This window comes from Siphonobacter sp. BAB-5385, assembly GCF_002261125.1.
In the GTDB taxonomy this organism is placed as follows: domain Bacteria; phylum Bacteroidota; class Bacteroidia; order Cytophagales; family Spirosomataceae; genus Siphonobacter.
In genome coordinates this window covers 1-25061 of the sequence record NZ_NMPS01000249.1, presented here as the reverse complement: position 1 = coordinate 25061, position 25061 = coordinate 1, and the positions used below count along the sequence as shown (strand labels likewise).

The 25061-nt window shown below is 50.7% G+C and carries 21 protein-coding genes and 1 pseudogene; 9 read left to right on the top strand and 13 right to left on the bottom strand.

What is annotated here, in order from left to right:
- Positions 1–106: 106 nt before the first annotated feature.
- The 5 genes from BWI93_RS26220 to BWI93_RS26205 are packed head-to-tail and all read right to left on the bottom strand — an operon-like array spanning position 107 to position 7476.
- Entirely contained in the window at positions 107–1582 is a 1476-nt protein-coding gene (locus BWI93_RS26220; RefSeq protein ID WP_094816899.1) for a glycoside hydrolase family 43 protein, read from the bottom strand.
- Between the two features lie 15 nt (positions 1583–1597).
- Positions 1598–2434, bottom strand: coding sequence for a family 43 glycosylhydrolase (locus BWI93_RS26215; RefSeq protein ID WP_217902350.1), 837 nt, complete (start codon positions 2432–2434; stop codon positions 1598–1600).
- Positions 2431–2646 (bottom strand): hypothetical protein, encoded by a 216-nt coding sequence (locus BWI93_RS28385; RefSeq protein ID WP_217902349.1) that lies wholly within the window; start codon positions 2644–2646, stop codon positions 2431–2433. The genes BWI93_RS26215 and BWI93_RS28385 overlap by 4 nt, the downstream gene beginning before the upstream one ends.
- A 57-nt stretch (positions 2647–2703) precedes the next feature.
- On the bottom strand, positions 2704–4248 hold the full coding sequence (locus BWI93_RS26210; protein ID WP_094816898.1) for a RagB/SusD family nutrient uptake outer membrane protein: 1545 nt from the start codon (positions 4246–4248) through the stop codon (positions 2704–2706).
- A gap of 51 nt (positions 4249–4299) precedes the next feature.
- Positions 4300–7476 (bottom strand): TonB-dependent receptor, encoded by a 3177-nt coding sequence (locus BWI93_RS26205; RefSeq protein ID WP_094816897.1) that lies wholly within the window; start codon positions 7474–7476, stop codon positions 4300–4302.
- Positions 7477–7907: 431 nt separating this feature from the next.
- On the opposite strand from BWI93_RS26205, the gene BWI93_RS26195 reads away from it, so the two are divergent.
- Entirely contained in the window at positions 7908–8825 is a 918-nt protein-coding gene (locus tag BWI93_RS26195; RefSeq protein WP_094816895.1) for a bestrophin family protein, read from the top strand.
- On the opposite strand, the gene BWI93_RS26190 is transcribed toward BWI93_RS26195, so the two are convergent.
- Positions 8822–9754 carry a glycerophosphodiester phosphodiesterase family protein gene (locus BWI93_RS26190; RefSeq protein WP_094816894.1) on the bottom strand — a complete coding sequence of 311 codons (933 nt, stop codon included), beginning with the start codon at positions 9752–9754 and terminating at the stop codon, positions 8822–8824. The two genes, BWI93_RS26195 and BWI93_RS26190, sit on opposite strands and share 4 nt — an antisense overlap.
- A gap of 62 nt (positions 9755–9816) precedes the next feature.
- Here BWI93_RS26190 and BWI93_RS26185 point away from each other — a divergent pair, with 62 nt between their 5' ends.
- The 4 genes from BWI93_RS26185 (at position 9817) to BWI93_RS26170 (ending at position 12686) form a co-directional block, all read left to right on the top strand.
- On the top strand, positions 9817–10743 hold the full coding sequence (locus BWI93_RS26185; RefSeq protein ID WP_094816893.1) for a TIGR01777 family oxidoreductase: 927 nt from the start codon (positions 9817–9819) through the stop codon (positions 10741–10743).
- 221 nt (positions 10744–10964) lie between these two features.
- Positions 10965–11783 (top strand): oxidoreductase, encoded by an 819-nt coding sequence (locus BWI93_RS26180; RefSeq protein ID WP_094816892.1) that lies wholly within the window; start codon positions 10965–10967, stop codon positions 11781–11783.
- Positions 11784–12057: 274 nt separating this feature from the next.
- A complete protein-coding gene (locus BWI93_RS26175) occupies positions 12058–12291 on the top strand; it encodes a type II toxin-antitoxin system Phd/YefM family antitoxin (RefSeq protein WP_094816900.1) in 234 nt (77 codons plus the stop codon).
- Positions 12288–12686 carry a type II toxin-antitoxin system VapC family toxin gene (locus tag BWI93_RS26170; RefSeq protein WP_094816891.1) on the top strand — a complete coding sequence of 133 codons (399 nt, stop codon included), beginning with the start codon at positions 12288–12290 and terminating at the stop codon, positions 12684–12686. Before BWI93_RS26175 ends, BWI93_RS26170 begins: the two co-directional genes overlap by 4 nt.
- Positions 12687–12784: 98 nt before the next feature.
- On the opposite strand, the gene BWI93_RS26165 is transcribed toward BWI93_RS26170, so the two are convergent.
- Complete coding sequence (locus BWI93_RS26165; RefSeq protein WP_094816890.1) at positions 12785–14275, bottom strand: outer membrane beta-barrel protein; 1491 nt, start codon at positions 14273–14275, stop codon at positions 12785–12787.
- A 12-nt stretch (positions 14276–14287) separates the two neighbouring features.
- A complete protein-coding gene (locus BWI93_RS26160; protein WP_094816889.1) occupies positions 14288–14833 on the bottom strand; it encodes an RNA polymerase sigma factor in 546 nt (181 codons plus the stop codon).
- 231 nt (positions 14834–15064) lie between these two features.
- On the opposite strand from BWI93_RS26160, the gene BWI93_RS26155 reads away from it, so the two are divergent.
- A complete protein-coding gene (locus BWI93_RS26155; protein ID WP_094816888.1) occupies positions 15065–15388 on the top strand; it encodes a hypothetical protein in 324 nt (107 codons plus the stop codon).
- A pseudogene (locus BWI93_RS26150) lies at positions 15385–16565 on the top strand (M20 family metallopeptidase). The gene BWI93_RS26155 and the pseudogene BWI93_RS26150 overlap by 4 nt, the downstream one beginning before the upstream one ends.
- A gap of 260 nt (positions 16566–16825) precedes the next feature.
- On the opposite strand, the gene BWI93_RS26145 reads toward BWI93_RS26150, so the two are convergent.
- The 4 genes from BWI93_RS26145 to BWI93_RS26130 all read right to left on the bottom strand — a co-directional run bounded on the left by BWI93_RS26145 (position 16826) and on the right by BWI93_RS26130 (position 20893).
- The gene (locus tag BWI93_RS26145; protein WP_094816887.1) at positions 16826–18226 is read right to left on the bottom strand and encodes an inorganic phosphate transporter; all 1401 of its coding nucleotides are present in this window, start codon (positions 18224–18226) and stop codon (positions 16826–16828) included.
- 236 nt (positions 18227–18462) lie between these two features.
- Complete coding sequence (gene rlmN, locus BWI93_RS26140; protein ID WP_094816886.1) at positions 18463–19527, bottom strand: 23S rRNA (adenine(2503)-C(2))-methyltransferase RlmN; 1065 nt, start codon at positions 19525–19527, stop codon at positions 18463–18465.
- A gap of 60 nt (positions 19528–19587) precedes the next feature.
- A complete protein-coding gene (locus BWI93_RS26135; RefSeq protein ID WP_094816885.1) occupies positions 19588–20127 on the bottom strand; it encodes a CvpA family protein in 540 nt (179 codons plus the stop codon).
- 319 nt (positions 20128–20446) lie between these two features.
- A complete protein-coding gene (locus BWI93_RS26130; RefSeq protein WP_094816884.1) occupies positions 20447–20893 on the bottom strand; it encodes a GatB/YqeY domain-containing protein in 447 nt (148 codons plus the stop codon).
- 171 nt (positions 20894–21064) lie between these two features.
- Between BWI93_RS26130 and BWI93_RS26125 the strand changes: the two genes are divergently transcribed.
- Positions 21065–21796: a pyridoxine 5'-phosphate synthase gene (locus BWI93_RS26125; RefSeq protein ID WP_094816883.1), complete on the top strand. Its 732-nt coding sequence runs from the start codon at positions 21065–21067 to the stop codon at positions 21794–21796.
- Between the two features lie 152 nt (positions 21797–21948).
- Here the strand turns inward: BWI93_RS26125 and BWI93_RS26120 are convergent, their stop codons facing one another.
- Positions 21949–22317, bottom strand: a complete 369-nt coding sequence (locus BWI93_RS26120) for a VOC family protein (protein ID WP_094816882.1) — start codon at positions 22315–22317, stop codon at positions 21949–21951.
- A gap of 229 nt (positions 22318–22546) precedes the next feature.
- Here BWI93_RS26120 and BWI93_RS26115 point away from each other — a divergent pair, with 229 nt between their 5' ends.
- Entirely contained in the window at positions 22547–24976 is a 2430-nt protein-coding gene (locus BWI93_RS26115; RefSeq protein WP_094816881.1) for a zinc-dependent metalloprotease, read from the top strand.
- Positions 24977–25061 lie beyond the last annotated feature (85 nt).

Sequence of the window (25061 nt, the reverse complement as noted above, 5' to 3'; positions counted from 1 at the left end):
TGTTGGTGACGCTACGCTAAACACCAACAACGGTAGGGGTAAAAGTTAAGGAAACAACAAAGGCTCACCATACCAGCGAGCCTTTATCTGTTTAAAAAACGAAAACCTACTCCTTCTCTGACCGCAAGAGGAAGTTATCAAACACCCCCGTACCTTCCCCCTTGGCAATTACGCCAACCCGAACGGCCCGATCCCAGGGTGGCAAAAACGTTCCATCCACGGAATCGAATACCTGCGTGTTTTTTCCGTTGATGAGGTATTTGAAGGTAACGTTTTTACCATCTTTCACCTGAGCCTGTAAGACTACCGTTTTCGCGTTCGACAGCGGGAGCGTTTGCAGGACTTTGTCCTTTCCTTTTTCCCGCTTCCAGACGAGCAGTTCACCCTTTTGAACCGAAAGGCCGAGAGCATTGTCATCATCCCCAATCAAACTCAAACCGCTTTTTAAGTCCGTGGTTTTAGGGACCTCTACCTGTACCTGAGCCATGTAGTTACCCGTATAGGTTTTACGGGCCAGATACACGCCCGCCTGTTCAGGAATGGCTTTCAAATGAAGTTTACCGCCTTTAGTCTGATACTCCGGCCAGTGGAAAACCGACCAGTTCCACAGATTTGAAGCCTTCGAAAAATCATCTTTCACGACCGCTGGAACCTGATTGACCGTCGCTACGGGAGCCTTGAAGGCAATCCAGCCGTCGGGCGTAAATTCAAATTCCCGAAGCAGGCCCTGGCGACCGGAGTAAGCGGTACTCTTCGTGCTATACGCGTGGTAGAGGAAGTAGTATTTTCCATCTTTTTCGATGGGCGTACCGTGGCCGGGGCATTTCCAGGTTTCGTCCGACGTCAGAATTGGATTGCCCGAAAATTTCTCCCAGGGACCGAGCAGATTTTTAGCCCGAGCCACGCCCGACACGTACGTACAGCCTTCGCCGCAACAACCGGCCGCCGCGTAGAAAGCGTAGAAATACCCACCGTGCCGCATCATCGAAACGCCTTCAACCAGATTGGCCTCCCAGGGCTGATCGTTCCGGAAAAGTTCTTTTTTCTCACCCAGCAAAGCCGTCCGTTCTTCGTTCATTTCCTGAATCCAGATGGGCGTCGGCTGCCGAATGCTGTTGCCGTCTTCTTTCCAGATCAGGTGCAGTTTGCCGTTTTCGTCCCGCATCGGAAAGGCATCAATCGAACCATCAGACTCGCACATCAGCGGGCCGTGATCTTTCCAGGGGCCTTCGGGCTTATCGGCACTGGCGACAGCGACGCAAAGATTTCCGCCTTTTTTGTGAGCCGTGTAATAGGCGTATACTTTGCCTTTTTCGTAGGAGATTTCCGGTGCCCAGAAGTAATAATCGGCCCAGTCGGGCAGCTTTGGAAAGATATACCCGACGGTTTGCCAGTGAACCAGATCTTTGGATTTTAGCAACGGATACTCCGGTGCCCAGTTGGACGAGGTAGCCGAAGCCCAGTACGTATCCCCAATTTTAGTAACCGAAGGATCGGCGTGATCGCCGGGAAGAACGGCTTGTTGCTGAGCGTACGTAGCCGTTGCAAGAGCTAGGAGAGAGGTTAGAAAAATCGATTTCATAGTGTAAAAGTAAAATCATTCGCCCGCCGGAACGGCAATTGAGCGACCCGTAGCGACGGGTTCGCCAAACTGCGGCAGGCCCGAGCTGGTAAAGGTAAAAGGTTGCATCCGAATGTTACGTCTTTCGCCGCAACCTTCGCCGGTATTGGTGTTGGCATGGTACAAAAGCCAGTTTTCCGAGCCATTGGGCGACTGGAAAAAGCAGTTATGGCCCGGTCCGAAGGCATTGGCTGAGGGAGACTTTGTGAACACGGGCTGTTGCGTTTTGGTCCAGTCGGCGGCGTTGAGCGGATCGCCGCCTTCCCGCAAACTAAGCATACCCAAAGCGTAATCATCCGTGCCGCAGTAACTGGCCGAGTAAATCATGAAAACACGGCCCTGCGGATTTTTCAGTACCTGAGGCCCTTCATTCACGCCAAAGCCGTTACGTTCCCAGTTGAGTTCGGGTGTGGTGAGCAGTGTCGTTTTTCCCGTCAGCGTCCAGGGATTTTCCATTTTGGAAATGTAAATCTCCTGACGTTCGACTTTATTGATCCCTTTCGGCCAGCCGCTCCAGAGGAAGTACAGACTGCCGTTGTGTTCGAGAATATTTCCATCCAAGGCGTAATTATCGTTTTCGGCATTGAACAGCCGCCCTTTCTGGGTCCAGGTACCCTGGGTCGGATCGGCACTGGCGTTTTCCAATACCCAGGTACGCTGGGAGTACTCCTCCGTATCCGATCCGGCGGTGTAATAGACGTACCATTTGCCGTTCAGAAAATAGATTTCAGGGGCCCAGAGATTCCGCGAATTGGCTCCCGTCGCGGGTGGTGTAAAGATGGTCGTGCGGCGGGCGGAATTCAGCTCGCTCATTTTTCCGTACGCCACAAATCCACGCGATTCCCTACGGTTTGCATGTAGTAGTACTGCCCATCTTTGCGGTAGACAAACGGATCGGCTCCGTTTTGAATCGGATTTCGGAAGGTAGCCTCCGAGGGGGCGGGCGGTGGCGTAACGGGCGTGGAGTTGTCTTTCCCGCAGGAAAACCCAATCCAGAGTACCAATACTAAATAGCGAAGATTCATACAACGATCTGTAAAAGGGGTGGTTCCGGCAACACTGTTCCGGAACCACCCGTTGCCTTAATAACCCTGATTTTGCGACAGACTGGGATTCAGATCAAGGTCCGATTGTGGAATGGGATAGTATGCCGACTTATCAAGTGTAAACGAACCAAACTCCGGATCGCGTGCCCGCAGGGCGGGGAGATTGGCTTCCGTCAATTCGCCCCAGCGTTGCAGGTCGAACCAGCGTTGGCCCTCACCCGAAAGTTCAGTAACCCGCTCGTGTTTGATCTGAGTCCGGAACTGGGCCTGGGACAGACCCGGCTGGGCCGTCGTTAAGCGAGCTAGTCCTACCCGCTGGCGTATCTGATCGACATACGTATAGGCTTCCGTCGTGCGACCCAGCTCATTCAGGCATTCTGCGTAGAGCAGCAGAATGTCAGCGTAGCGAATCAGACGGTAGTTGTTGGGCGAGCGGAAGCCTTCTTCATTTTTCCAGTGATCGTTGAGTGGCTTACGGAACCAGACCGAATTCCGATCCGGACCCGTACCGTAGCGGCTGGCAAAGGTTTGACCGTAAATGAGCGTTTGACTGGGACCGCGTACATCCGTCGAGTCGTACAAAAACGAAGCCTCCACGCGGGGATCACGGGCACCCGTCGTGGTACGTTCCTTCTGCATTTCCCCGATCATCCAGCGGCGGGCAGCACCGTCCGAGAAGCCCACGCCCCGGGGAGCCAGAAACTGCGGCAGCGACGCTCCGACGTTAATCACGGCACCTTCCTGCGTATCGTCGTCGGTGGTCTCGTTGTTATTCTGGGCAAACTGAATTTCGAATACCGATTCGGTATTGTTTTCCTGGGTGATGATGAAGTTGTCGCGGTAATTCGGCATGAGCCGGTACACGTCGCGTCCTTCGCCCGTGATGAACCAGGCCAGAGCGGTTTGGGCTTCCTGGAATTTACGTTGCTGCATCAAAGCTTTGCCCAGCAAACCATACGCTGAACCCCGGGTTACGCGACCCAGATCGTCGCCCGAGTACCGCAGGGGTAGGTCGGGAGCGGCTTCGGTAAGGTCGGTTTGAATCTGGGCCCAGATTTGTTCGGGAGTCGCGTTGCTGGGCGTATCCGAGGTAAGCACCGAACGAAGAATCAGCGGTGGCCGATTGAACAGACTCACCAGATTGAAATACATCAGGGCCCGTAGTACCTTGGCCTCCGCCAGCAGGCGACGCTTCACGGTCTCATCCATGGTGATGCCGGGAACGTTTTCGAGTACCTGATTTGCCCGCCAGATGACCACGTAACTATCCGCCCAGGTACCTGCCGTCAGGTTCTGATTGTAATCGGTTTGTACAAAGCTCATCAGGTTATTCAAACCAATATCACCCCCCGAGCCGAACCCTTCGTCCGAACGAAGGCTGGTATGGTAAAACATCCAGCGACCGTACAGCGGCGTACGGTGCAGGCCACTGTATACGGCATTGACGCCCCGAACAGCATCGTTTTGCGACTGCCAGAATTGCTCGACGGTAAGCGAGTTGGGGTTGGGTGCATCAAAATCCCGGTTGCACCCCATCAGTAGGGGCAGCAAGCCGTAGAGAATAAATTTTATCTTTTTCATACGTAGCAAAGTCAGTACGACGATTTCCTGAATAGTCAGGAAATCAGCGGTTTAGAAGTTGAGATTTAAGCCAAAAGAGACCATACGGGAAGACGGATAGTTACCCGCATCCAAACCCGGTTCCAGAATCACGTTGCCCCCTACAATGTCCGGATCGAGACCCGTGTAGCCGGTAAACGTGTACAGGTTCTGACCGCTTACGTAGACGCGGGCATCGCTCAGACCAAAGCGGGTCAGGAACGGTTTGGGAATGGAATACCCGAATTCCACGTTCCGGATTCGCAGGTACGAACCACTTTCCAGCCAGCGATCGCTGTCGTTACGGGCGTTGGAAACGATACCCCGATCCACTGCCGGATCACCGGCGATCCCCGTTCCGTACGAAACGCCAATCCGGGGAAAATCCGTATTGGGATTCTCGGCCGTCCAGGGCTGAATACCCCGGCGGTAGTTGGAGTACCCCAGAGCATCCAGATCGCGGCGTACGTCATTGTAGACTTTCTGACCGAATGAACCATAGAATTGTACGGCCAGCGAGAAATTCTTATAAGAGCTATTGAATTGCAGACCGGCTTGCAGTTTCGGCCAGGGCGAACCCACGAATAGGCGATCCAGGGAGTTGATGTCGTCGTTCGTACCATTGTCTACGGCATTCACGTAACGAATATCGCCCGGTCTGGCGTAAGCCGCCTGAGCCCGGTGAGCATCGATTTCACCCTGATTCTGGAAGATACCATCCGTCTTGAGCAGGAACCACTCACCAATCGAACGGCCCACCTGCGAACGGGTGAGGGTCGTGGCAATGTAATTACGAGATTGTCCGGTTTCAGGGTCTATGCCCAGGTTACCCAATTCCAGGACTTTGTTGCGGATGACGGAAAGGTTACCCGAAATCGACCACTTGAAATCCTTATCGTTGTTGCGGTACGTCAGGTCCAGCTCCACGCCCTGGTTCTGAATGGAACCGATGTTGGTAAGCGGATTGCCGCCGAGATTACCGGTGTAGGCCGGAATGGGCGACTGTACCAGTACATCGCGGGCGACGGAACGGAAGGCGTCCAGTGTAACGCCGAGGCGATTGTTGAACATACTCAGATCCACGCCGAAGTTGGTCGTCGTTTTTTGTTCCCAGCGTAGATTCTGGTTGACAATCCGGGCCTGCGTAGCACCCTGAAAAGCCGTTTGATCAGAACCAAATACGGCCCGTGGACCCTGCGTAATGAAACCGGTATACTGATAATTGCCCAAATTGGCCTGACCCAGTACCCCATACGAACCGCGAATTTTCAGATCGTTGATCCAGCTAACTTTGAAAAACTCTTCTTCGCTCAACCGCCAGCCCAGGGCCACGGAGGGGAAGTTACCCCGGCGGTAATTGGGGGAGAAGCGGGAATCTTTATCCGACCGGAAGGTCAGCGTAACCAGGTATCGATCATCGAAGGTATAATTCAAGCGACCCAGGTACGAGCCGATAAGCGTCTGGTTGTTGCCGCCCGAAGCCGTCATGCCACCCGTGGCCGAACTGATCGTCGTGAAGTACTGACCGTTGGCGACGGTGAGTTGCTGACGACTGGCAAACGCGTTGTTATTCCGAATAGTCTGATTCACCAGCCCGACGACGCCGTTGATGCTGTGCTTGCCAAACGTCCGGTTGAAGTTCAGCGTATGCTCAAAAAGCGTACTCAGGAATTGCGAACGGTTTTCGCCCGTGCTACTGAATTCCGGTGACTGATTCCAGTACCAGAGGCCTTCGCGGCGAACGCCACCCGCGTTATCGAAGCTGGTTTCCAGACCGGCATTGAAACGGTATTGCAGCCAGTCGAAGAGTTTAACGTCCACATAGGCATTTCCCAGTACTTTGAAAAACGTAGTATGATTGCGGGTAAGCTCGGCCACTGCCACCTGATTTCGGGAGAAGGTACGGGTGTTGATCGAACCGAAACCATAGCCACCCGGATTGCTCGTACTGATCAGACTGGGATCCCGAACCGGTACGATGGGCAGGTTATTGGCCAGATCGTACCAGGGATTGCCCTCGGCAAAACCGCCACTGAACGGACTGTTACGTACGGAGTTGGAAATCATCAGGTTTTCGCCGAACGTAACCCGACCACGTTTCGCTTCCGTATTGATCCGCAGGGACATCCGTTCGAAATTATTACGAATCAGCGTTCCTTCGTCTTTGAAATAACTGCCCGAAATCAGATAGCTTGAATTGGCTCCACCGCCCGAAAGCGTCAGGTTGTAATCCTGTACCGAACCCGTTCGAATTAATTCATCCTGCCAGTTGGTGTTGGGGCTGGTAGCGGGATCGAAGTTTGCAATGGAAGGTTGCAGGGCGTACCCGGCGGCCTGATAAGCCCGACGGTTGAAATCGACGTATTCCTGGGCATTCATCATATCCCAGCGGCGGGGAATCGAGGAAAGGGTGTACCGTCCCGACACGCTTACTTTCATCGGCCCTTCCTTGCCTTTTTTCGTAGTAATGATCACCACGCCGTTGGCCGCCCGTGATCCGTAGATGGCGGCTGCGGAGGCATCTTTCAAGACCTGCATGGAAGCAATATCATCGGGGTTGACGGTCGTATTGGCGTCGGCGTACATGCCGTCGATGATGTAAAGTGGATTGGAATTTCCGTTGAGCGTACTCAATCCCCGAATCTGAATGACGGCTTCCTGACCGGGAGCACCACCGTTCCGAATCGTTACGCCCGAAAGCTGCCCTTGCAGGGATTCCACGGCCGAACGGGTCACGATTTTACTCGTATTTTCAATCTCCACCAGACCCGTAGCTCCGGTCAGATCTTTCTTCCGAACGCTCTGGTAACCAATGACGACGACTTCATTGAGTGACTGGTTATCGGGTTCAAGTTGTACGTTGACTTCCGTCCGGTTGTTAAGGGCTAGTTCCTGACTTTTATAACCGATGTAACTGAAAACCAGCGTACCGTTCGCCTGATCGTCGGGGACGTTGAAGATGTACGCCCCGTTAGCGTCGGTGGTAGCTCCTACGCTGGTGTTCTCTTTCAGGTAAACGTTGACCCCGGGCAGGCCCTGCTGGGTTTCATCCGTTACCCGTCCGGTGATACGAATGACGGCCCGGGCAGGTGCGATATTCAGGGCCACCGTAGCCTGCTGACGGACGAGCGGTTGAGCATGGGCTGATAACACACCCAGACCGAGTGTAAATACCAAACCACGTCTGAAAAAAAGGTTTAAGTGGATCATGTAGTGAGCAGAATAAAAATAATCGAAAAGGAAAATGCTCCGGATGGTTCAGCAGAACGGTGCGTTCGCTGGCACATCCGCTGGATGTAGACAAAACCCCACAGGTATACGGTGGGTTAACGGAGGGCATGAACCTAATACCCTAAACGTCGAAGCGTCGCTGGCCTATCAGGTTGCTTGGGGATTGAGGCCAGGAGCCATACACAGACTACAGGCAATCAGTGGGTTGATGAAGGGTTAAAAACAGATCAAGAGGATTACGTTTAGCTAGACTTTTCATACGCGGTACTCCCTAAGAAAGCGAAAGACTTTATTCGCAAAAACTCCGTTCCTAAGCCGTACCCTACCCAATCGAAGGATTAAATAGAAAAGCCGTTCGGTCCGGGGCTGCTAATGCCTACCTTTGCGGCCGTATCTGGTTTGTTGTTCGTATGGTTGTTCCTCCGCATCACAATTGGTTTCGTCTGCTCTTCGTCTGGAAAGGCTCCATCATTGAAAAAATTTACCCGCGGCTGATCATTCTGTTCCTCTTCTGCTGTGCGGTCGTTTACTTACGGGGAGAAATCTTCCAGGTAAAAATTGCCCTGAATCCTACGCCTTTTACGCTGATTGGCGTCGCCGTAGCCATCTTTCTGGGCTTTCGTAATAGTGCGAGCTATGACCGGTACTGGGAAGGAAGAAAACTGTGGGGGGCTCTGGTCCTGGAAAGTCGTTCATTGATGCGACAGGTAACGACCTTGAGCGGCTTGTCGATGGATTCTGTTGAAATTCAGCTCTTTTCCCGCTTATTGATTGCCTTTACTTATGCCCTGAAACATCAGTTACGGAAAACGAGTCCGGAAGCGGACTTGCGACGGCTGTTATCTCCGGAGCTTACCGATCGTCTCATGCAGGCTCGATTCAAACCCGTACTGATCCTGCGGGAAATGGGGTACTGGCTGCAGCAGCAACGCCAACGCGGCCAGCTCGACTCGATTACGCTGGTCACGATGGACACGACGATCAATCATCTTTCGGGCATTTTAGCGGGGTGTGAACGCATTGCCAATACGCCCATTCCGTACACATATAATGTGCTTCTGCACCGAACGGTCTACTTATACGGATTATTCCTGCCCTTTGGTTTGGTGGATACTTTGGGTTGGACCACGCCCTTTATCGTGGTATTCATCGGGTATACCTTTATTGCGGTGGATGCGATTGGCAATGAAATTGAAGAGCCGTTTGGTACCGAACCTAATGACCTGCCGCTGAACGCTATGTGTCAGATTATTGAAGCCAGCGTTCGGGAAACCATTGGAGAAGCCGTACCGACGCCGGTGACGGTCCAGCCTTTGATTGTTGATTAAGGTTGAAAGAGCGTTTGTACGCGTTGAAGGCTATCCGTACAAATAATATCACCCCGCTGTAATACTTGTTCATACAGAGGTCTTGCCTGAGTGAAAGGCAGCGTATCCACGTTCCCATTTGTGCCTACGGAAGTCATGATGCCCATCGCATGAATCCGATCGTAAAAGGCTTGAGGCTGTAAGTGACCCGGTGTCAAAGCGACGAGATTCTTATAGGGTAATCCGGATTTTTCAATCGTTTCAATGGCTTTAGTGTCATTGAAACCCAAGGCCAGCATGAGGGAAGGATACCGCTGGTGAAGGAATTGAGCTTCAGCGATCGAGTAGCAGATGACGATAACGTCACCAAGCATACGAGCCTTCTTAACGGCTGTCATCATCCGAATCGGATCTGTCTCTGGTTTTTTGTCGAGAAAGAGTACCACTTTCCCCCGGGCAAAAGTCAGCAGTTCTTCCAGTCGCGGTATACGTTGACCGAGTAGTACCTTTCCCGTTTCATCCCGTAATTCCAGCTTACGTAGTTCCTGATACGTAAAATCGCTGAGCTTGCCTGTACCCGTAGTCGTCCGTTCCAGCGTCGCATCGTGCAGCAGTACTAATACGCTGTCTTTGCTCATGCGTACATCGATTTCCTGCGTGGCACAAGGAGCGATTCGGTAGGCGTGTTTCATGGCCGCCAACGTATTTTCCGAATAGCCCGGCAGGGGCGTCGTTCGGTGAGCCATGATGATCTTCTTACCCGGTTCCCAGTGGAAAAACTGCGAAAGGGGTTCGTTTTTCTGGCGGCAAACCTTATGAAAGGCTTCGGGAGGCAGTATTAAAAAAAGTACGAAAGAAAGCAGATAACGCATGGAATGAGCGGAGATTTCGGGCAAAAATCGGTATTCTTTTTCACTGGAATCTTTCGTAGCTGTTAAGTTTTTAGTCATTCGCTGAAATGGCTTAGAACTTTACCGCTTTTGCCTGGTTTTTAGAAAAAGTCAAGACGGCAATGAAACAAGTTCTGCTCACGGGGGGTACCGGCCTGATTGGTACACGACTCACCGAATTACTACTTGAACGCGGCTATGCCGTTGCCTACCTCACCCGGGGCAGTAAAAGCGAAGCCAGCATTGATCCGAAAGTCAAGCAATATCGCTGGGATGTCAATAAGCAAGAACTCGACGAAAAAGCCCTCGCCGAAAGCCAGTACCTGATCCATCTGGCCGGAGCGGGCATTGCAGAAGGTCGCTGGACGGACGAACGCAAACAGGAAATCATCGATAGCCGTACGAAAACCATTGGACTGATTGCCCGTAAACTCCGCGAAACCGGCCATCGGTTTGAATCCTTCGTCTCCGCTTCGGGCATTAGCTATTACGGAGCCGATACCGGTGCCGAATGGCTCTCCGAGCAGTATACCCCCGGAATCGATTACCTGGCCGACGTGGTGGTGCAATGGGAAGCGGCGGCCGATGAATTGGCTGCTCTGGGGATTCGAACTTCCAAACTGCGTACGGGTATTGTGCTGGACACCAAGGGAGGAGCCTTGAAAAGTTTTCTGATTCCCGTGAAGCTGGGGATCGGTTCGCCACTCGGTTCGGGAAAACAGTACATCAGCTGGATTCATACCGACGACCTCTGCCGGATGTACATCGAAGCTCTGGAAAACCCGGGCTGGACGGGAGCTTACAACGCCGTAGCCCCGCACCCCGTCACCAATGAGGAACTGGTGCGTACCACGGCCGAAGTACTGCATAAACCCTACTGGGCTCCCAAGGTTCCGGATTGGGTACTGAAGCCACTATTTGGGGAAATGGCAGTTGTGGTACTGGGAGGCAATTATGTCTTAAACCAGCGAATTCGGCTGGAAACCGATTTTCAATACCTGTATCCCGAACTCAAGCCAGCCCTGGTATCAATTTTGAGTAAGTCGTAGGACTTTAGGTTTGGTGAGATTTAAGGTTTAATGAAGTTTGAGGTTTGAAAGGTTTAAGAATGAAAAAAGTAGCAATATAAGGTTTGAGCAGTTTGAGGTTTGAAGAAGTTCATTCAAACCTCAAGCCATTTTCAAACCTGAAACCCTCTTAAACTTGATACCTTTCTCAAACGTCAAACCACCTCAAGCCCATCCAACATTCACTCTTAAATACAGAAACCATGGTTTGGTTCATTACGGGTTGTTCATCGGGGTTCGGTCAGGAAATCGCCCGTCAACTCTTGGAAAAAGGCGAGCAGGTCGTTGCGACGGCCCGCCGCGTTGAAACGTTACAGGAATTAGGGGAGTCCGAAAACCTGCTTACCCTGTCGCTCGATATTACCGATCTGGAGGCAATCAATTCAGCCGTATCATCGGCTCACGAACGCTTCGGTCGGATCGACGTACTGATCAACAACGCCGGTTATGGCTTGGGCGGGGGGCTGGAAGAAGTAAGTCAGGAAGAATTACGGACGCAGTTTGACACGAATGTTTTTGGTACCATCAATGTCACCAAAGCCGTACTACCCCTCATGCGGGAGCAGAAGAAAGGATACATTCAGGTGCTATCGTCGATTGCGGGATTGGTTTCTACGCCGGGACTTTCGATGTACAACGGCTCTAAATACGCTCTGGAAGGAATTTTCGAAAGTGTCGCTCAGGAAATCAGACCTTTTGGGATCAAAGTGACGATTATTGAACCCGGACCATTCCGTACGGAATTTGCCGGTTCATCCATCAAAATAGCCGAACCCCTGCCGGAGTACGCCGAAACGGCCGGAAAGATTCGGGATTATTTCGAAAAAACGAATGGCAAACAGGTGGGCGATCCCGTGAAAGCCGCCGAAATTCTGATTGGACTGGCGGACCGTGAGGAGCCTCCGCTACGCCTGCAACTCGGTGCCTGGGCCGTAGAGCGTTACCAGCAAAAACTTGAAAACGAACTCAAGCATAGCAAGGCCTGGGAAGACATCAGTCGTTCGGCTGATTATACGGAATAAGGTAAGTCGAAAGCCTCTTTTGAGCCGTTTAGTTTGGTACTGTTTTACCAGGCTAAACGGTTTCTTTAGTTAATGACTGGGGCCAACGATGGCCCACGTTCAGCACTCCATGAAGCAACTATTCCCGCAAAAAAGCACAGGCTCAAAGGTTAGTCCAGTCAGTATTCGACGTAACTGAAAGGCATTCAATAAGGTACGACTAAAATCCAGTTAAAGTCTTACTTGACAACTTGACAAGAAAATCTTTACTTTGGATGATAACTATTTGGAAATTATGAAAACAATGACAGTCGGTGAAGTAAAAACCCATTTCTCGGAAGTCCTGAAAGAAGTGGAAGCCGGAGAGCGAATTGCCATCACCTTTGGCAAAAAGAAAGAAATCAAAGCCTTCCTGATTCCCAAAGAAGAAGAATTGCAGCCCAGAACGCTGGGGATTTTACGTGGAAAAGGAAAGGTGGTTTTCAAAGATAATTATCAAATGACTGAAGAAGAGTTTCTCGAAGTATGACCTATTTGTTAGATACGCATGCCATGATCTGGGCCGTAACCGAACCCGAAAAACTATCCGAAAAGGTTAGACGGGTGCTGGAAGATCCCACCAACGAAATTGTCATCAGCACGATCAGTTTCTGGGAAATTTCCATTAAGTACGCTCTGGATAAATTAGATTTAGATGTATTTACCCCGCAGGATTTCCCCGGGGCTTGCCGGGAAATGCGGTTTTCCATTACGGAGTTTTCGGCGGAGGACGCCGCCAGCTATCATCAGTTAGCGTCCACGTACCACAAAGATCCTTTCGACCGGATGTTAATCTGGCAGGCCATTCAAAATCGGTACACGCTCATCAGCAACGATGATCAAATCAAAAAGTACGTGGTGGATGGTTTAAAGGTGATGTGGTAGGGAAGAAAAACAAGTGTACTCATCCTGCTTTTCATACCAAACAAAAAGGTTCGAAACACCGGGTCCCGAACCTTTTTGTAAGAAGTATTTTCTTCGGATTAGAAATCCCGGCGAATGCCCATACCCACGCCTAACGTGACGGGATGTATTTTGAGGTAATCACCTTGTAAGCCATTCATGACGCTTTTACGAACGAAGGTTTTTACATTCAGGGAAGTCTTCCGACTCAACCGATAGTTAGCTCCTGCATTTGCCGTAGTACTGAGGGATACATTCCGGTAGATGCCATCTTTCGGACCGTATTCCGCCGGCGGAATACCGATGTATGAATCATCCACGAGCACGTTTCTCAGGAAAAAATCCGCTGATAACCCGCCCGAGACGAAGTAATTCAAACGCTTACCGGGACGGAATTCATACCCCACACTTACCGGAACGGAGAGGTATTCAAACGTGTACCGGAAGGAGTTAGTTGAGACCAGACTATTCGTACCCTGCGGACTCGGGTCCGGTCTATTCGGGCTATTGGGCACCTGATTCGACTTATTATAATTGAGCTGATCGGCAAACGCATTGCTGATGCCAGAACCCTGAATCAGTACCAGATTGTTGTTCAGGGTCGAATGGCCGCGTAAAAATTGAACGCCACTTTCCAGGTACCAGTGCCGCGAAAGCCGAGCACCCGCTAGCCATTCCAGTTGATACGAAATATGCGTGCCTTTTTTCGTATAGTTCGGTTCTGAGGTGGGGGTAACTCGCTGGGACAGGGGAGACAGACTATACGAGAAACTGTCATACGTGGGAAAAGCAGTAACGGAACTTACGGAAGGATTAAACCGTATAATGCCAGCGTTCAGACTCATCCAAAATTTAGCCAGCGGTAGGCTTTTACCCGGTAAAACAGGCATGGCTACTGTGGGTTGCTTCGGCTGGGCCTTGATCGCGTATAAAGACCAAGGTTTGGTAGCGGCCTGCTGGAGCAGTAACGCTACTCGCGTGGCCGCGTTGCTGTCCGTGGGGACAATCGAAGACAGGGTAAGGGGGTTAATAATCCCTACTGCGGGCGTGGTTGTATTGACGTTTAGATCAGTAATGACGCGTGTTGGCTTCTTAACGAACGTATTCCGGTCCAATGCCCAGCGGGCTGTTGAACCAGAGCGTGAAACAGAACTAGGCGTAGTCAGTTTGTTTCGATTGGAAGTATGCGGCGAGGAGGTTACCCCTGACGCATCCGGTTTTTCCGTTGCCGTAAGCGGTGTAGTAGCAATCTGTCCTGGAACCTTAGTTTCAGGGCGGGCCGCCGGAGTTTTTTCCGAAGAACGGCCCTCGTTCTGAAGGTTTACCGCGGGCGTGGATGCAACCGAATCTTTTGTGGCGTCATTCCGGTGGCTGTACCACCATCCCAGACTACCCAGACTTACCAGAAACAACAGCACCACACCTACCCAGAAAAAGGGCAGGCCAATTGGCTGCTCAGGCGGAAGCTCCTGTTCAATGCGACTCCAGAGCCCTTCACTCGGGGGCTCGGAAGCTTCATCAAAAGCTTTACGCCATTGTTCTTCGAAATCGTTTGGTTCCAGCTGGCTCATGCCCAGTAAACGTTAATGTCCATTTTCAGTCAGACGATGGTTTGTCAACATGCGTTGCAAAAGGCTCTTGGCCCGGCTATACTGCGATTTGGAGGTTCCTTCCGAAATACCCAGCATCGTTGCAATTTCCTGATGTTGATAGCCTTCGATCGCATAGAGGTTAAATACCGCCCGACAGCCGGGAGGTAGTTCTTGAACAAGTTGGAGCAGGTCTTTCCAGTGAAGTTCCTCTGAAAACGTAGTGGCCACTTCTTCGGCCACGTGATCAAGTTCTTCAGCAAAACGGTACCGGCGATTATCCCGCAGGTAATTCAGCGTGGTATTGACAACAATGCGTTTAACCCAGGCTGCCAGCGGGCATTCGAAGCGAAAGGTGTCTATTTTGTCAAAAATCTTGATGAACGATTCCTGCAAAATGTCCTCGGCTTCGTCGCGGCTTTTGACATAGCGGAGACATACCACCAGCATACGGCCCGCAAACGCTTCGTATAAACGACGTTGCGAGACGCGATCTTTGCGGCGGCAGCCCATTACCAGCTCATGTTCATCAAAAACCATTCGTAAAGATCAAGCCATGTATTGCTCCTCCGGCTGGAGGACACGCTTGCGGAGAAAAAGGTTGGAACTATTCTGAAAATTTTTACTATAAGGATCGAACGCCTAAATGAGTTCTATTTTTGCATACATTCAAAAACGAGCTTTTAGCCATTAGCCTTGACGTTAGCTAAAGGTATACGAAAGTAACGTATTGAGTTGATTTAATTACCTCCGCCATTTTGGTTAGTGTGTATGAATACGTATGAAGAAAACTGCCTTTTTGAAATCGAGTTGTCCATTCACGAAATTGAATCTTCCTTAGGAACTGGCTTTGTGTTTCAGGCAGAAGATACTAATGTACTTTTGCAGGAAACACTGGAGCGGGAAATCAGGCTTATTGGCCGGGCACTGGGTCGCTTAGTAGAAATAAATTCGGTTATTACATTTACGGCGACGCAATCGATTCTTCAATTTTGCCATTCCCAGGAGGAATCGTGGGACCGTATTTGGACTTTACTAAAAAATCATTTGCCGTCCCTGAAAAAAGAGGTACAGCAATGGTTACACCACGAATGAAAGAGAAAATCAAAGCACTGGCCGCCGCTTACGCAACGGATTTTGTAGCGAACCGCCGGCATTTGCATAGTCATCCCGAGCTATCTTTTCAGGAATACGAGACGCAGAAATTTGTGGCTGCTCAGCTACAAAGCCTGGGTGTACAGGCGACGCCCTTGGCCAATACGGGATTAGTGGCTGTTGTCGAAGGAAAAAATCCGGAAAAAAGGTCATAGGGCTGCGAGCCGATATGGATGCATTGCCCATTCTGGAAGCGAATGATGTCGTCTACAAAAGTCAGAATCCGGGCGTTATGCACGCCTGTGGTCATGACGTACACACGGCTTCGCTATTGGGCGTAGCCCGTATTTTGACGGAGTTAAGGGACGAATTTGAAGGTACCGTAAAACTGGTGTTTCAACCCGGTGAAGAAAAGGCTCCGGGTGGAGCTTCCATGATGATCCGCGAAGGCGTACTGCAAAATCCGGCTCCGGCGGGCATGATCGGTCAGCACGTAGCTCCGCAGATTCCCGTAGGTAAGATCGGTTTCCGGGAAGGAATGTACATGGCCTCTACCGACGAAATCTACCTGACCGTGAAAGGGAAGGGTGGGCACGGAGCGGCTCCCGATTCCTTAATCGATCCGGTACTCATTGCTTCGCATCTCATCGTAGCTTTACAGCAGGTTATTTCACGAAATCGTCCGCCTAAATCGCCCTCGGTTCTTTCCTTTGGACGGGTAATCGCTGACGGAGCGACGAACGTTATTCCCAACGAAGTCCACATCGACGGTACCTTCCGTTGTATGGATGAAGTCTGGCGGGAAGAAGGCCTCCGGCGTATCCAGAAGCTGGCCGAAGGGTTGGCTGAAAGCATGGGAGCTACCTGTGTCGTAGACATTGTCCGGGGTTATCCGTACCTGGAAAACCATCCCGAGCTGACCCGTCGCTTGCGGGCGGAAGCGGGAGCCTACGTTGGGGAGGAAAATATTATCGATCTGGACATCTGGATGGCGGGCGAAGACTTCGCGTTTTACTCACAGGTAGTCGATTCCTGCTTCTATCGCCTGGGTACGCGAAATGAAGATCGTGGCATCATCTCCGGCGTGCATACGCCTACCTTTGATATTGACGAAAAGGCTCTGGAAATCGGAGCTGGCCTGATGAGCTGGCTGGCCATTCAGGAGCTGGAAAATTAGTTGCTGGTTTTGGGTGGATCGTTGTTGGGTGAGTAGTGGAGGTAGATCAAAAGCTTTTTGATCTACCTGGTTTATTACTTTGAGATTGGAAGAGCAAACCCCGAAGGGGTTCAATTTCACTAGCCATGGGTGAAACCCATGGTGTGCATGTATGGGAACAATATCCCATAAAAGGAAATCCCCCGAGAAGCCTCTCGGGGGATTTCCTTTGTATCATCTGCCAGTACAAACAACCAGCCACTAGTTACAACCAGCTAACCTTACAGGACGGCCCGGAAGAAGATGAACAGCGTACCGGCCAGGAACATGGATACGGGCAGGGTCAGCACCCAGGCCAGGACAATGTTACGAATGGTACCGGCCTGCAAGTTTTTGATGCCCTTGTTAGCCACCATACTTCCGGCGATTCCTGAAGAAAGAACGTGCGTGGTAGAAACGGGTAAACCCAGTCCGGACGACAGACCGATGGTACTAGCGGCGACTAGCTCGGCACTGGCACCCTGAGCGTAGGTCAGGTGTTGTTTACCAATCTTTTCTCCTACGGTTACGACAATACGTTTCCAGCCCACCATGGTACCCAGACCTAAGGAAAGGGAAATCATCAGAATAACCCAGGTTGGAGCGTATTCCGTGTAGGATTTCATTGCCGACAGTGAACTGCTCAGCGTAGCGGCTTCATCGCGGTTGAGCGTGAGGGCACCGTCTTTCTGAATTTTCGTCAAATCTCTTGAGATCAGAAGAATATCTTTTCTGGATTCCAGACGAAGCTGCGGAGGAATATGGCCGTTTGTAGCCTTCATGACGCTATCCAGATCATTAATGCTGGCCTTAACCACCCGCAGACGTTCCTGATCTAACGTCGCCAGACGCGGCTCTTCAATGCGGTTGACGAGTTGTTGAATCTGTACCAGATTAGTTTGGAGATGCGTGGTATCCTTGCTGGCATCCAGAGCAAAATAAGCGGGTGTAATACCGATCAGAATCAGCATGATCAAACCGACTCCTTTTTGTCCATCATTGGAGCCGTGAAAGAAACTAACACCCGTACAGGTCATAATCAGAATGCTACGAATCCAGGTCGGAGGCGTTTGATTCTTTTTGGGTTCTTTGAAAATGATGTCATTCTTCACGGTACGCTTCAGAATAAACATAAGAATAATCACCAGACTAAAACCGACCAGCGGCGATAAAAGCAGAGCAAAACCCGTTTCTTTCGCTTTGTCCCAGTTGACGGAACTCACGCCCGATACGTTTTCAGGCAACAGGGAGTAGGCCAGACCTACGCCCAGAATCGAGCCAATCAGTGTGTGGGAAGAAGAGGAGGGCAGACCAAAGTACCAGGTGCCCAGGTTCCAGATGATGGCACTCAGCAGTAGGGAGAGGACCATCGCTACTGCGTGATAAACATTTTGGTCGATCAGCAGTTCAACCGGTAATAAGTTTACAATGCCCATGGCAACGGTAATGCCGCCGAAGAACACGCCAAGGAAGTTACAGAATCCTGACCAAATTACTGCAATGTTGGGTTTCAGGGAGTTAGTGTAAATTACGGTGGCTACGGCATTGGCCGTATCGTGAAAACCATTCACGAATTCAAAGGCACACGCACAAAAAAGGCAGATACACAGAAGAAAGAAAATTCCAGTCTCTAAGCCGAACATAAGGAGTTAGGGGGCTATTTTGACGCGAAGCTACGGAAAGGGATCGGGCCTAATGTTAAGGAATTGTTAAGACTCTATGGATAGGGAACCCCTGACCCGAAACGTATGCTCGCGTAACGATTGGGGAAATAGGACTTTCGCCAATCGTTCGCTGAGAGTTGGGCGGTTTCTCCAGCGTATCCTTCGGAATGGTGCCGGAAATACAGAATTTTTACGAAAAGAAACAAATTTAGAAATTATTCAACCGTTATCGGGGCTGTTTTCGTTGCCAGCTGACCGCAGGCGGCATCAATATCTTTTCCACGGCTACGACGCACGGTGATCGGGATGTTCTTCTGCTCGATGAAGCGGGCGAATTTGGCCAGCGTCTGCGGGTCGGTATTCTTGTACTGAGCGTTTTCGATGGGATTGTACTCGATGATGTTGATGTGGGCATTCGGAATGTGTTTGGCAAAATTCCAAAGTTCCTTCGCATCCTCCACTGAATCGTTGAAGTTATAAAAGAGAATATACTCCAGCGTAATCTTATTCCCCGTTTTATTATAGAAATACTTCAGGGCATCTTTCAAAGCTACCAACGTATTGCTTTCGTTGATGGGCATAATCTGATTCCGCTTGCTATCGTTAGCAGCGTGCAGCGAAAGGGCCAGATTGAATTTCACCCCGTCATCACCCAGCTTCTGAATCATCTTGGCGATACCCGCCGTACTGACGGTAATGCGTTTGGGTGACATGTTCAGCCCTTCCGGCGAAGTGATATGATCCACCGACTTCAGCACGTTCGCGTAGTTGAGCAGAGGTTCGCCCATGCCCATGTACACGATGTTGGTTAGGGGTTGACCGTATTTTTGTTCGGCTTGGTTCTTGATCGTGACCACCTGATCGTAGATTTCAGCCGGGTCCAGGTTGCGTTCGCGATCCATGTAACCCGTCGCACAAAATTTGCAGGTCAGTGAGCAGCCTACCTGGCTGGATACGCAGGCCGTCATCCGGTCGTCGGCGGGGATTAACACGCCTTCAATCAGTTTCCCGTCGTAGAGTCGGAAAGCTGATTTAATGGTTTTGTCACTTGAAATCTGCTCTTTCGCTACGCTCAGGGGACGGATTTCGAAATGAGTCTCGAGCAATTCCCGCGTTTTTTTGGAAAGGTTGGTCATTTCCTCGAAACTACGGGCCGACTTTTTCCATAGCCATTCCAGAATCTGCTTCGCCCGGAATCCCTGTTCTCCCTGTTCGACCAAAAAGGTCTTCAACCCCTCTGCCGAGAGCTTACGAATATCTTGTTTAACGATGGTGTCCATTGCTCGTTTTTGGTAATACGTTGGTGCAACTGCTTTCTAAGGTATTGGGTTCCAGTGCGGTTATTCTTTTCGCAACTCTTCGACTTTTTCAATGAGCCGATCCCGCTTGGGAATGGCGTCGGATACTTTATCCAGCACTTTCGGTGCGAAAGGCCGGATTACAGGATAGACATAACTGCCCGTCATCTGTTCGCGGTTGGGAAAGCCCATGCCCAGGGCCTGTAACAGCCACAAAAAGACGCTGATACCAAAGGCATAGGTGAACAGACCCACTACGGCTCCAGCCATGCTGTCGAAACTGCCGAAAATCGTGTAACGGAGGCTTCTTCGCAACAGCCATCCAAAACGATTGATGGTAAAAATGACCAGCACGAAAATGCTCGAAAATCCGATGTACGGGAGAAATTTACGGCCTACGGTTTCACCCACGTAAGGTGCTACAAAGGCAATCGCTTCGTTCAAAAGTTTGAAACCCAGTATAAGCGAAACGACAAAAGCAATAACCGCAATAATCTCGACCAGTACGCCCCGTCGAAAGCCCGTATACGCTCCATAAGCGAGCGGCACGAGTAGAAGCAGGTCAAGAAAATTAAAATTCATACAGTGGGTGCGTGCGGGTAGGGTTTGACGTTTGATTGGTTTCGGGTTAGAAAAGGTTTGAAGTTTGAGTGGGAGCAGATTTGAGGTAGTTTGAAAGTGGAAAGGGTGCGGGTTTGAGCCACTGGGAGTTTCTACTTTTGTGAAATAGAAAGGTACATACTTTCGATTGCTACCTCCAATTCAGAAATAAGAGGGTTTTCACGGCTGCACCACCCATCCTGTCATTGCTCAACCTAATTAAACCTTATTTCAAACCTGAAACCAATCAAACGTCAAACCCTTCTTTAAACCTGAAACGATCAAACTTCAAACCTCAATACTAGCTCAACAACTGTTTCACCGTGGCCGAGATCGTTTTTCCTTCCGCCAGACCTGCCAGTTCCTTGGTGGCTACGCCCATCACTTTACCTAAATCGCTGGGGCCACTGGCTCCTACGCGGGTGATGATTTCCTGTAAACGGCCTTTCAACTCCTCTTCCGTCAGCATTTTGGGTAGGAACTCCTCGATGACGGCGATTTCGCTGTACTCTTTATCGGCCAATTCCTGACGACCATTGCTTACGTAAGTTTCCGCGGAATCTTTCCGTTGCTTGACGGCCTTCATCAGAATTTTTGTTTCCTGCTCCGGCGTTAATTCGTGGGCTGCTCCGGCCGTTTCTTCCAGTAAAATAGCCGATTTAATGGCCCGTAAGGCTAATAAACGGGCTTGATTTTTAGCCAGCATCGCTGACTTGATTTGAGCTTCAATGGTTGATTTGAGTGACATGACCTAAAAATTCAGGGGTGGTCTATAAAAATTACAAGAGATTTACCGCAATATTTGGGGCGTTATTTAGAACTGTTCTTCGCAAAGAATGGTTCTCCACGCTGCAAAGTTACAAAATCTCAACCGCAGAAGGGGTTTTTTCGCAGTGATCCCCTGCTTATCATTCAGTCTATGCCTACTCGTCTTTCGGTAAACATTAATAAAGTAGCCACCCTGCGTAACTCCCGCGGTGGAAATAATCCCAACGTTGTTAAAGTGGCACTGGATTGCGAACGCTTCGGAGCGGAGGGAATTACGGTACACCCCCGGCCCGACGAACGGCACATCCGCTACCAGGATGTCTTGGACTTGAGTCAGGTACTGACGACGGAATTCAACATTGAGGGCAACCCAACTGAAAAGAAATTTGTGGACCTGGTATTGCAGGTAAAGCCCGCTCAGGTAACGCTGGTACCCGATGCACTCGGAGCAGTAACTTCCAACGCGGGTTGGGATACGATTGAGCACCGCAGCCGATTGATTGATCTGGTGGGTATGTTCAAGGAAGCGGGTATTCGTACGTCCATTTTCGTTGATGCTGACGAGCGGATGGTGGAAGGAGCGGCCGAAACGGGTGCGGACCGCATTGAATTATATACAGAGCCTTACGCCCATCAATACGCTATTGATCAGTCGCTGGCACTGAATTCCTTTATCAAAGCGGCGGAACGGGCCAATGCCTTAGGACTCGGAATCAATGCCGGTCATGATTTGAGTCTGGACAACCTGCGGTATTTTCAGCAGAATATTCCGGGCTTACTGGAAGTGTCCATCGGTCACGCCCTCATCTGTGATGCTTTGTATTACGGACTGGAAAATACGATTCAACTGTACTTACGGGAAGCGAAAGCAGGTTTGATTTAACCTCTCCCTACTAATGATAAGAAAAAAGCTCCGTGGAAACGGAGCTTTTTTACTAATAAGTCGATACCTCCCTGCGTATACAGGAGAGGTACTTCAAAACTGTTGCCTTCTATAGACGCTAAAAGGCCCCAAAGCGTTGGAAGTCGCAGAAACTATTCATTGAATTCCAGCCAGTAGCCATCCGGATCCTGCAGAAAAATCTGGCGAATACCGTCGGGGCGGGCCTTGGGGCCTCTGAAGGTCAGTCCTTTCCTGCGTAAAAAGGCTTCGGTTTCTTCCATATCGGCCACTTTTACGGCAAAATGATTTTTTCGGGAACCCAGCACGGTTTCTTCCAGCGGTTCCGCCCGATTGCCCAGCAGGTGTAACTGTTTGTTGCCACCTAAACTAAACCAGGCTCCGGGAAAGTCGAAAGCGGGGCGGGGCAGGGGTTCTAACTCCAGCACGTCCCGGTAAAACTGTATGCTTTGTTCGGCATCAGCCACGTACAGGGCCACATGGTCGAGCTCCAGAATGTTCATAGGCGTAAGATTCTTCAATTTCTTCGCGAAAGAAGCACAAACTTCAGAGAATGGACGGATTAATTTCAGGATTAATCGCAATTCTGAAAATTTGCTCCACGATCCTTTGTATTATTGATGGCGAAAAGCTGATTGATATACCTTTTGTTTTGTAGATGTAGTGATCGGCCATAGTTTATTTGCATGAGTGCCCATCTTTCCATTTTGATTTCCTCTTAAAATTATTCGTATGCGTAAACTTTTCTTACTGGGAATATCCCTGGCCTTTTCATTGAATCTTTGGGCTCAGGGCATCTCCGGAGCTACGACGGGCCTGCAAAAAATGCCGGGCTATCTGAATTTGTACTGGGACGCCAAAAAAGGGAAAATGTATCTGGAGATCGACAAACTAGATACGGAAATTCTCTTTCATACGGCCTTGCCCGCCGGTATTGGTTCCAACGACATCGGCCTGGATCGTGGAAAAATCAGTGCCGGAAAAATCATCAAGTTTCAACGGTCGGGCCCCAAAGTACTGATGGTCGAACAGAATTACGGGTACCGTGCGACCTCGGGCGATAAAATGGAAATGCGGGCCGTCGAGCAGTCGTTCGCTCAATCCGTACTCTGGGGTTTTGATGTCATGGCCGAAGAAGGGAAGTCGGTACTGGTTGATGCCACTAACTTTTACCTACGCGATGGGTACGAAGCCGCTTCGGCGATTGCCCGAGCCAAACAGGGTGTCTTTCGTCTGGACCCCAGCCGTTGTGCGTTCTACCTGCCTTATACTAAAAACTTTCCGGAAAATACCGAAGTAGAGGTAACCCTGACGCTGACGGGCGAACAGGCCGGTCCGTTCCTGCGGGAAGTCGTACCGACGCCAAACGCCATCACGATTCGGGAACATTACTCGTTCATCAAATTGCCCGATGCCGGGTATCAGCCCCGCGAGTTTGACCCCCGGGCGGGCATCAATTCCATTGAATTTTTTGACTATTCCTCGCCCTTTAGTACGCCCATTGCCAAACGCTACATTCGTCGGCATCGCTTGCAAAAGAAAAATCCAAATGCGGCGGTCTCTGAACCCATCAAGCCGATTGTGTACTACTTGGATCCTGGTGCTCCCGAGCCCATTCGCTCGGCTTTGATGGACGGTATTTCCTGGTGGAATCAGGCCTACGAAGCTGCGGGTTTCAAGAATGCGTTTCAGGTGAAAGTACTGCCCGATACCGCCGATCCGATGGATATTCGCTATAACCTCGTGCAATGGGTACACCGTTCGACGCGGGGCTGGTCGTACGGCTTCAGCGTCGCCGATCCACGTACGGGTGAAATCATCAAAGGAAAAGTGACGCTGGGTTCCCTGCGGGTACGTCAGGACTACCTGATTGCCAATGGACTGGTGGGCGAATACGAAGGCGACAAACCCAGTAAAGAAGCCGAAGAAATGGCTCTGGCCCGTCTGCGGCAACTCGGGGCCCATGAAACCGGCCATACGCTGGGCTTACCCCATAACTACGCCTCCAACCAAAACGACCGGGCTTCCGTCATGGATTACCCGCACCCGCTGGTACGTATCATGGGGCAAAATAAGCTAAGTCTGTCCGATGCATATACCAAGCAGATTGGCGATTGGGATAAGATTGCCATTAACTACGCCTACCGGGAATTCAAGAACAAAGAGGAAGAAAAGAAGGGACTCAAGAAAATCATTGATGATTACATCGACAAAGGCTTTCTGTTCCTGAGCGATCAGGATGGACGGCCCGAAGGATCAGCTCATCCCATTACGCACTTATGGGACAATGGTAAAAATTCGGTAGAAGAGTTGAATCGGGTGATGCAGGTACGCCGGATTGCTTTGTCGAATTTCAGCGAGAAGAAAATTCCCGTTGGTGCTCCAATGGCTACGTTGGAAGAAGCCCTCGTTCCCCTGTACCTGTTTCATCGCTATCAGGTAGAAGCGGCCAGTAAGGTAGTAGGCGGCGTATTTTACACCTACGCCGTTCGTGGCGATAAGCAGAAGGTGATGGAGTACGTGAGTGGAGCCGAGCAGCGGCAGGCCCTGGATGCCTTGATGGCGACCCTGAAACCGGAAGAACTCGTACTGCCCGCTAACATCATCAAACTGATTCCGCCACGTCCGTATGGCTTCAACGAAAATTACCGGGAGGTTTTCAAAGACCGTACGGGTCTGACCTTCGATCCCTTGGCTCCCGCCGAAGCCGCCGCAGGAATGACGCTGCGGTTCGTCCTGCAACACGAACGGGCCGCCCGTTTGATTGGAAATCATGCCATTGATAGCAGCTTGCCCGATTTCAGCGAAGTCGTAGATAAAGTGGTAGAAACGACCTGGAAGTCGGCCCCCCAGGCAGGCTACGCGGGAGAAGTACAACGCGTGGTGAACGGTGCGGTACTCGATCAGCTCATTCAACTGGCGGCCAATAAAGATGCTGCCAACCAAGTACGGGCTGTGGCTACGCTCAAACTACAGGAACTAAAGGCGTGGTTGGGAAAAGCAACTACGAGTGACGTCAATCAAAAGGCTCAGTATCAATTTGCTCTGGCCCAGATTCAGCAGTTTGAAAGTAGTCCGGAAACGGTGGTGATTACGCCTCCCTCGAAAGAACCCGACGGAGCACCGATTGGTAGTTTTGATGCGTATAGCTGTGAATGGTAGGAGGCAGTTTGCAGTTTCCCCGCCCCGCTCACACGCGTTGTCCGTAGCATTGGCTACGGACGCAAAAGTTGGTAGGCTGTGCCTA

Coding starts and splice junctions, on each gene's coding strand:
- BWI93_RS26220 (WP_094816899.1), bottom strand. CDS start 1,582: ATGAAATCGATTTTTCTAACCTCTCTCCTAGCTCTTGCAACGGCTACG.
- BWI93_RS26215 (WP_217902350.1), bottom strand. CDS start 2,434: ATGAGCGAGCTGAATTCCGCCCGCCGCACGACCATCTTTACACCACCC.
- BWI93_RS28385 (WP_217902349.1), bottom strand. CDS start 2,646: ATGAATCTTCGCTATTTAGTATTGGTACTCTGGATTGGGTTTTCCTGC.
- BWI93_RS26210 (WP_094816898.1), bottom strand. CDS start 4,248: ATGAAAAAGATAAAATTTATTCTCTACGGCTTGCTGCCCCTACTGATG.
- BWI93_RS26205 (WP_094816897.1), bottom strand. CDS start 7,476: ATGATCCACTTAAACCTTTTTTTCAGACGTGGTTTGGTATTTACACTC.
- BWI93_RS26195 (WP_094816895.1), top strand. CDS start 7,908: ATGGTTGTTCCTCCGCATCACAATTGGTTTCGTCTGCTCTTCGTCTGG.
- BWI93_RS26190 (WP_094816894.1), bottom strand. CDS start 9,754: ATGACTAAAAACTTAACAGCTACGAAAGATTCCAGTGAAAAAGAATAC.
- BWI93_RS26185 (WP_094816893.1), top strand. CDS start 9,817: ATGAAACAAGTTCTGCTCACGGGGGGTACCGGCCTGATTGGTACACGA.
- BWI93_RS26180 (WP_094816892.1), top strand. CDS start 10,965: ATGGTTTGGTTCATTACGGGTTGTTCATCGGGGTTCGGTCAGGAAATC.
- BWI93_RS26175 (WP_094816900.1), top strand. CDS start 12,058: ATGAAAACAATGACAGTCGGTGAAGTAAAAACCCATTTCTCGGAAGTC.
- BWI93_RS26170 (WP_094816891.1), top strand. CDS start 12,288: ATGACCTATTTGTTAGATACGCATGCCATGATCTGGGCCGTAACCGAA.
- BWI93_RS26165 (WP_094816890.1), bottom strand. CDS start 14,275: ATGAGCCAGCTGGAACCAAACGATTTCGAAGAACAATGGCGTAAAGCT.
- BWI93_RS26160 (WP_094816889.1), bottom strand. CDS start 14,833: ATGGTTTTTGATGAACATGAGCTGGTAATGGGCTGCCGCCGCAAAGAT.
- BWI93_RS26155 (WP_094816888.1), top strand. CDS start 15,065: ATGAATACGTATGAAGAAAACTGCCTTTTTGAAATCGAGTTGTCCATT.
- BWI93_RS26145 (WP_094816887.1), bottom strand. CDS start 18,226: ATGTTCGGCTTAGAGACTGGAATTTTCTTTCTTCTGTGTATCTGCCTT.
- rlmN (WP_094816886.1), bottom strand. CDS start 19,527: ATGGACACCATCGTTAAACAAGATATTCGTAAGCTCTCGGCAGAGGGG.
- BWI93_RS26135 (WP_094816885.1), bottom strand. CDS start 20,127: ATGAATTTTAATTTTCTTGACCTGCTTCTACTCGTGCCGCTCGCTTAT.
- BWI93_RS26130 (WP_094816884.1), bottom strand. CDS start 20,893: ATGTCACTCAAATCAACCATTGAAGCTCAAATCAAGTCAGCGATGCTG.
- BWI93_RS26125 (WP_094816883.1), top strand. CDS start 21,065: ATGCCTACTCGTCTTTCGGTAAACATTAATAAAGTAGCCACCCTGCGT.
- BWI93_RS26120 (WP_094816882.1), bottom strand. CDS start 22,317: ATGAACATTCTGGAGCTCGACCATGTGGCCCTGTACGTGGCTGATGCC.
- BWI93_RS26115 (WP_094816881.1), top strand. CDS start 22,547: ATGCGTAAACTTTTCTTACTGGGAATATCCCTGGCCTTTTCATTGAAT.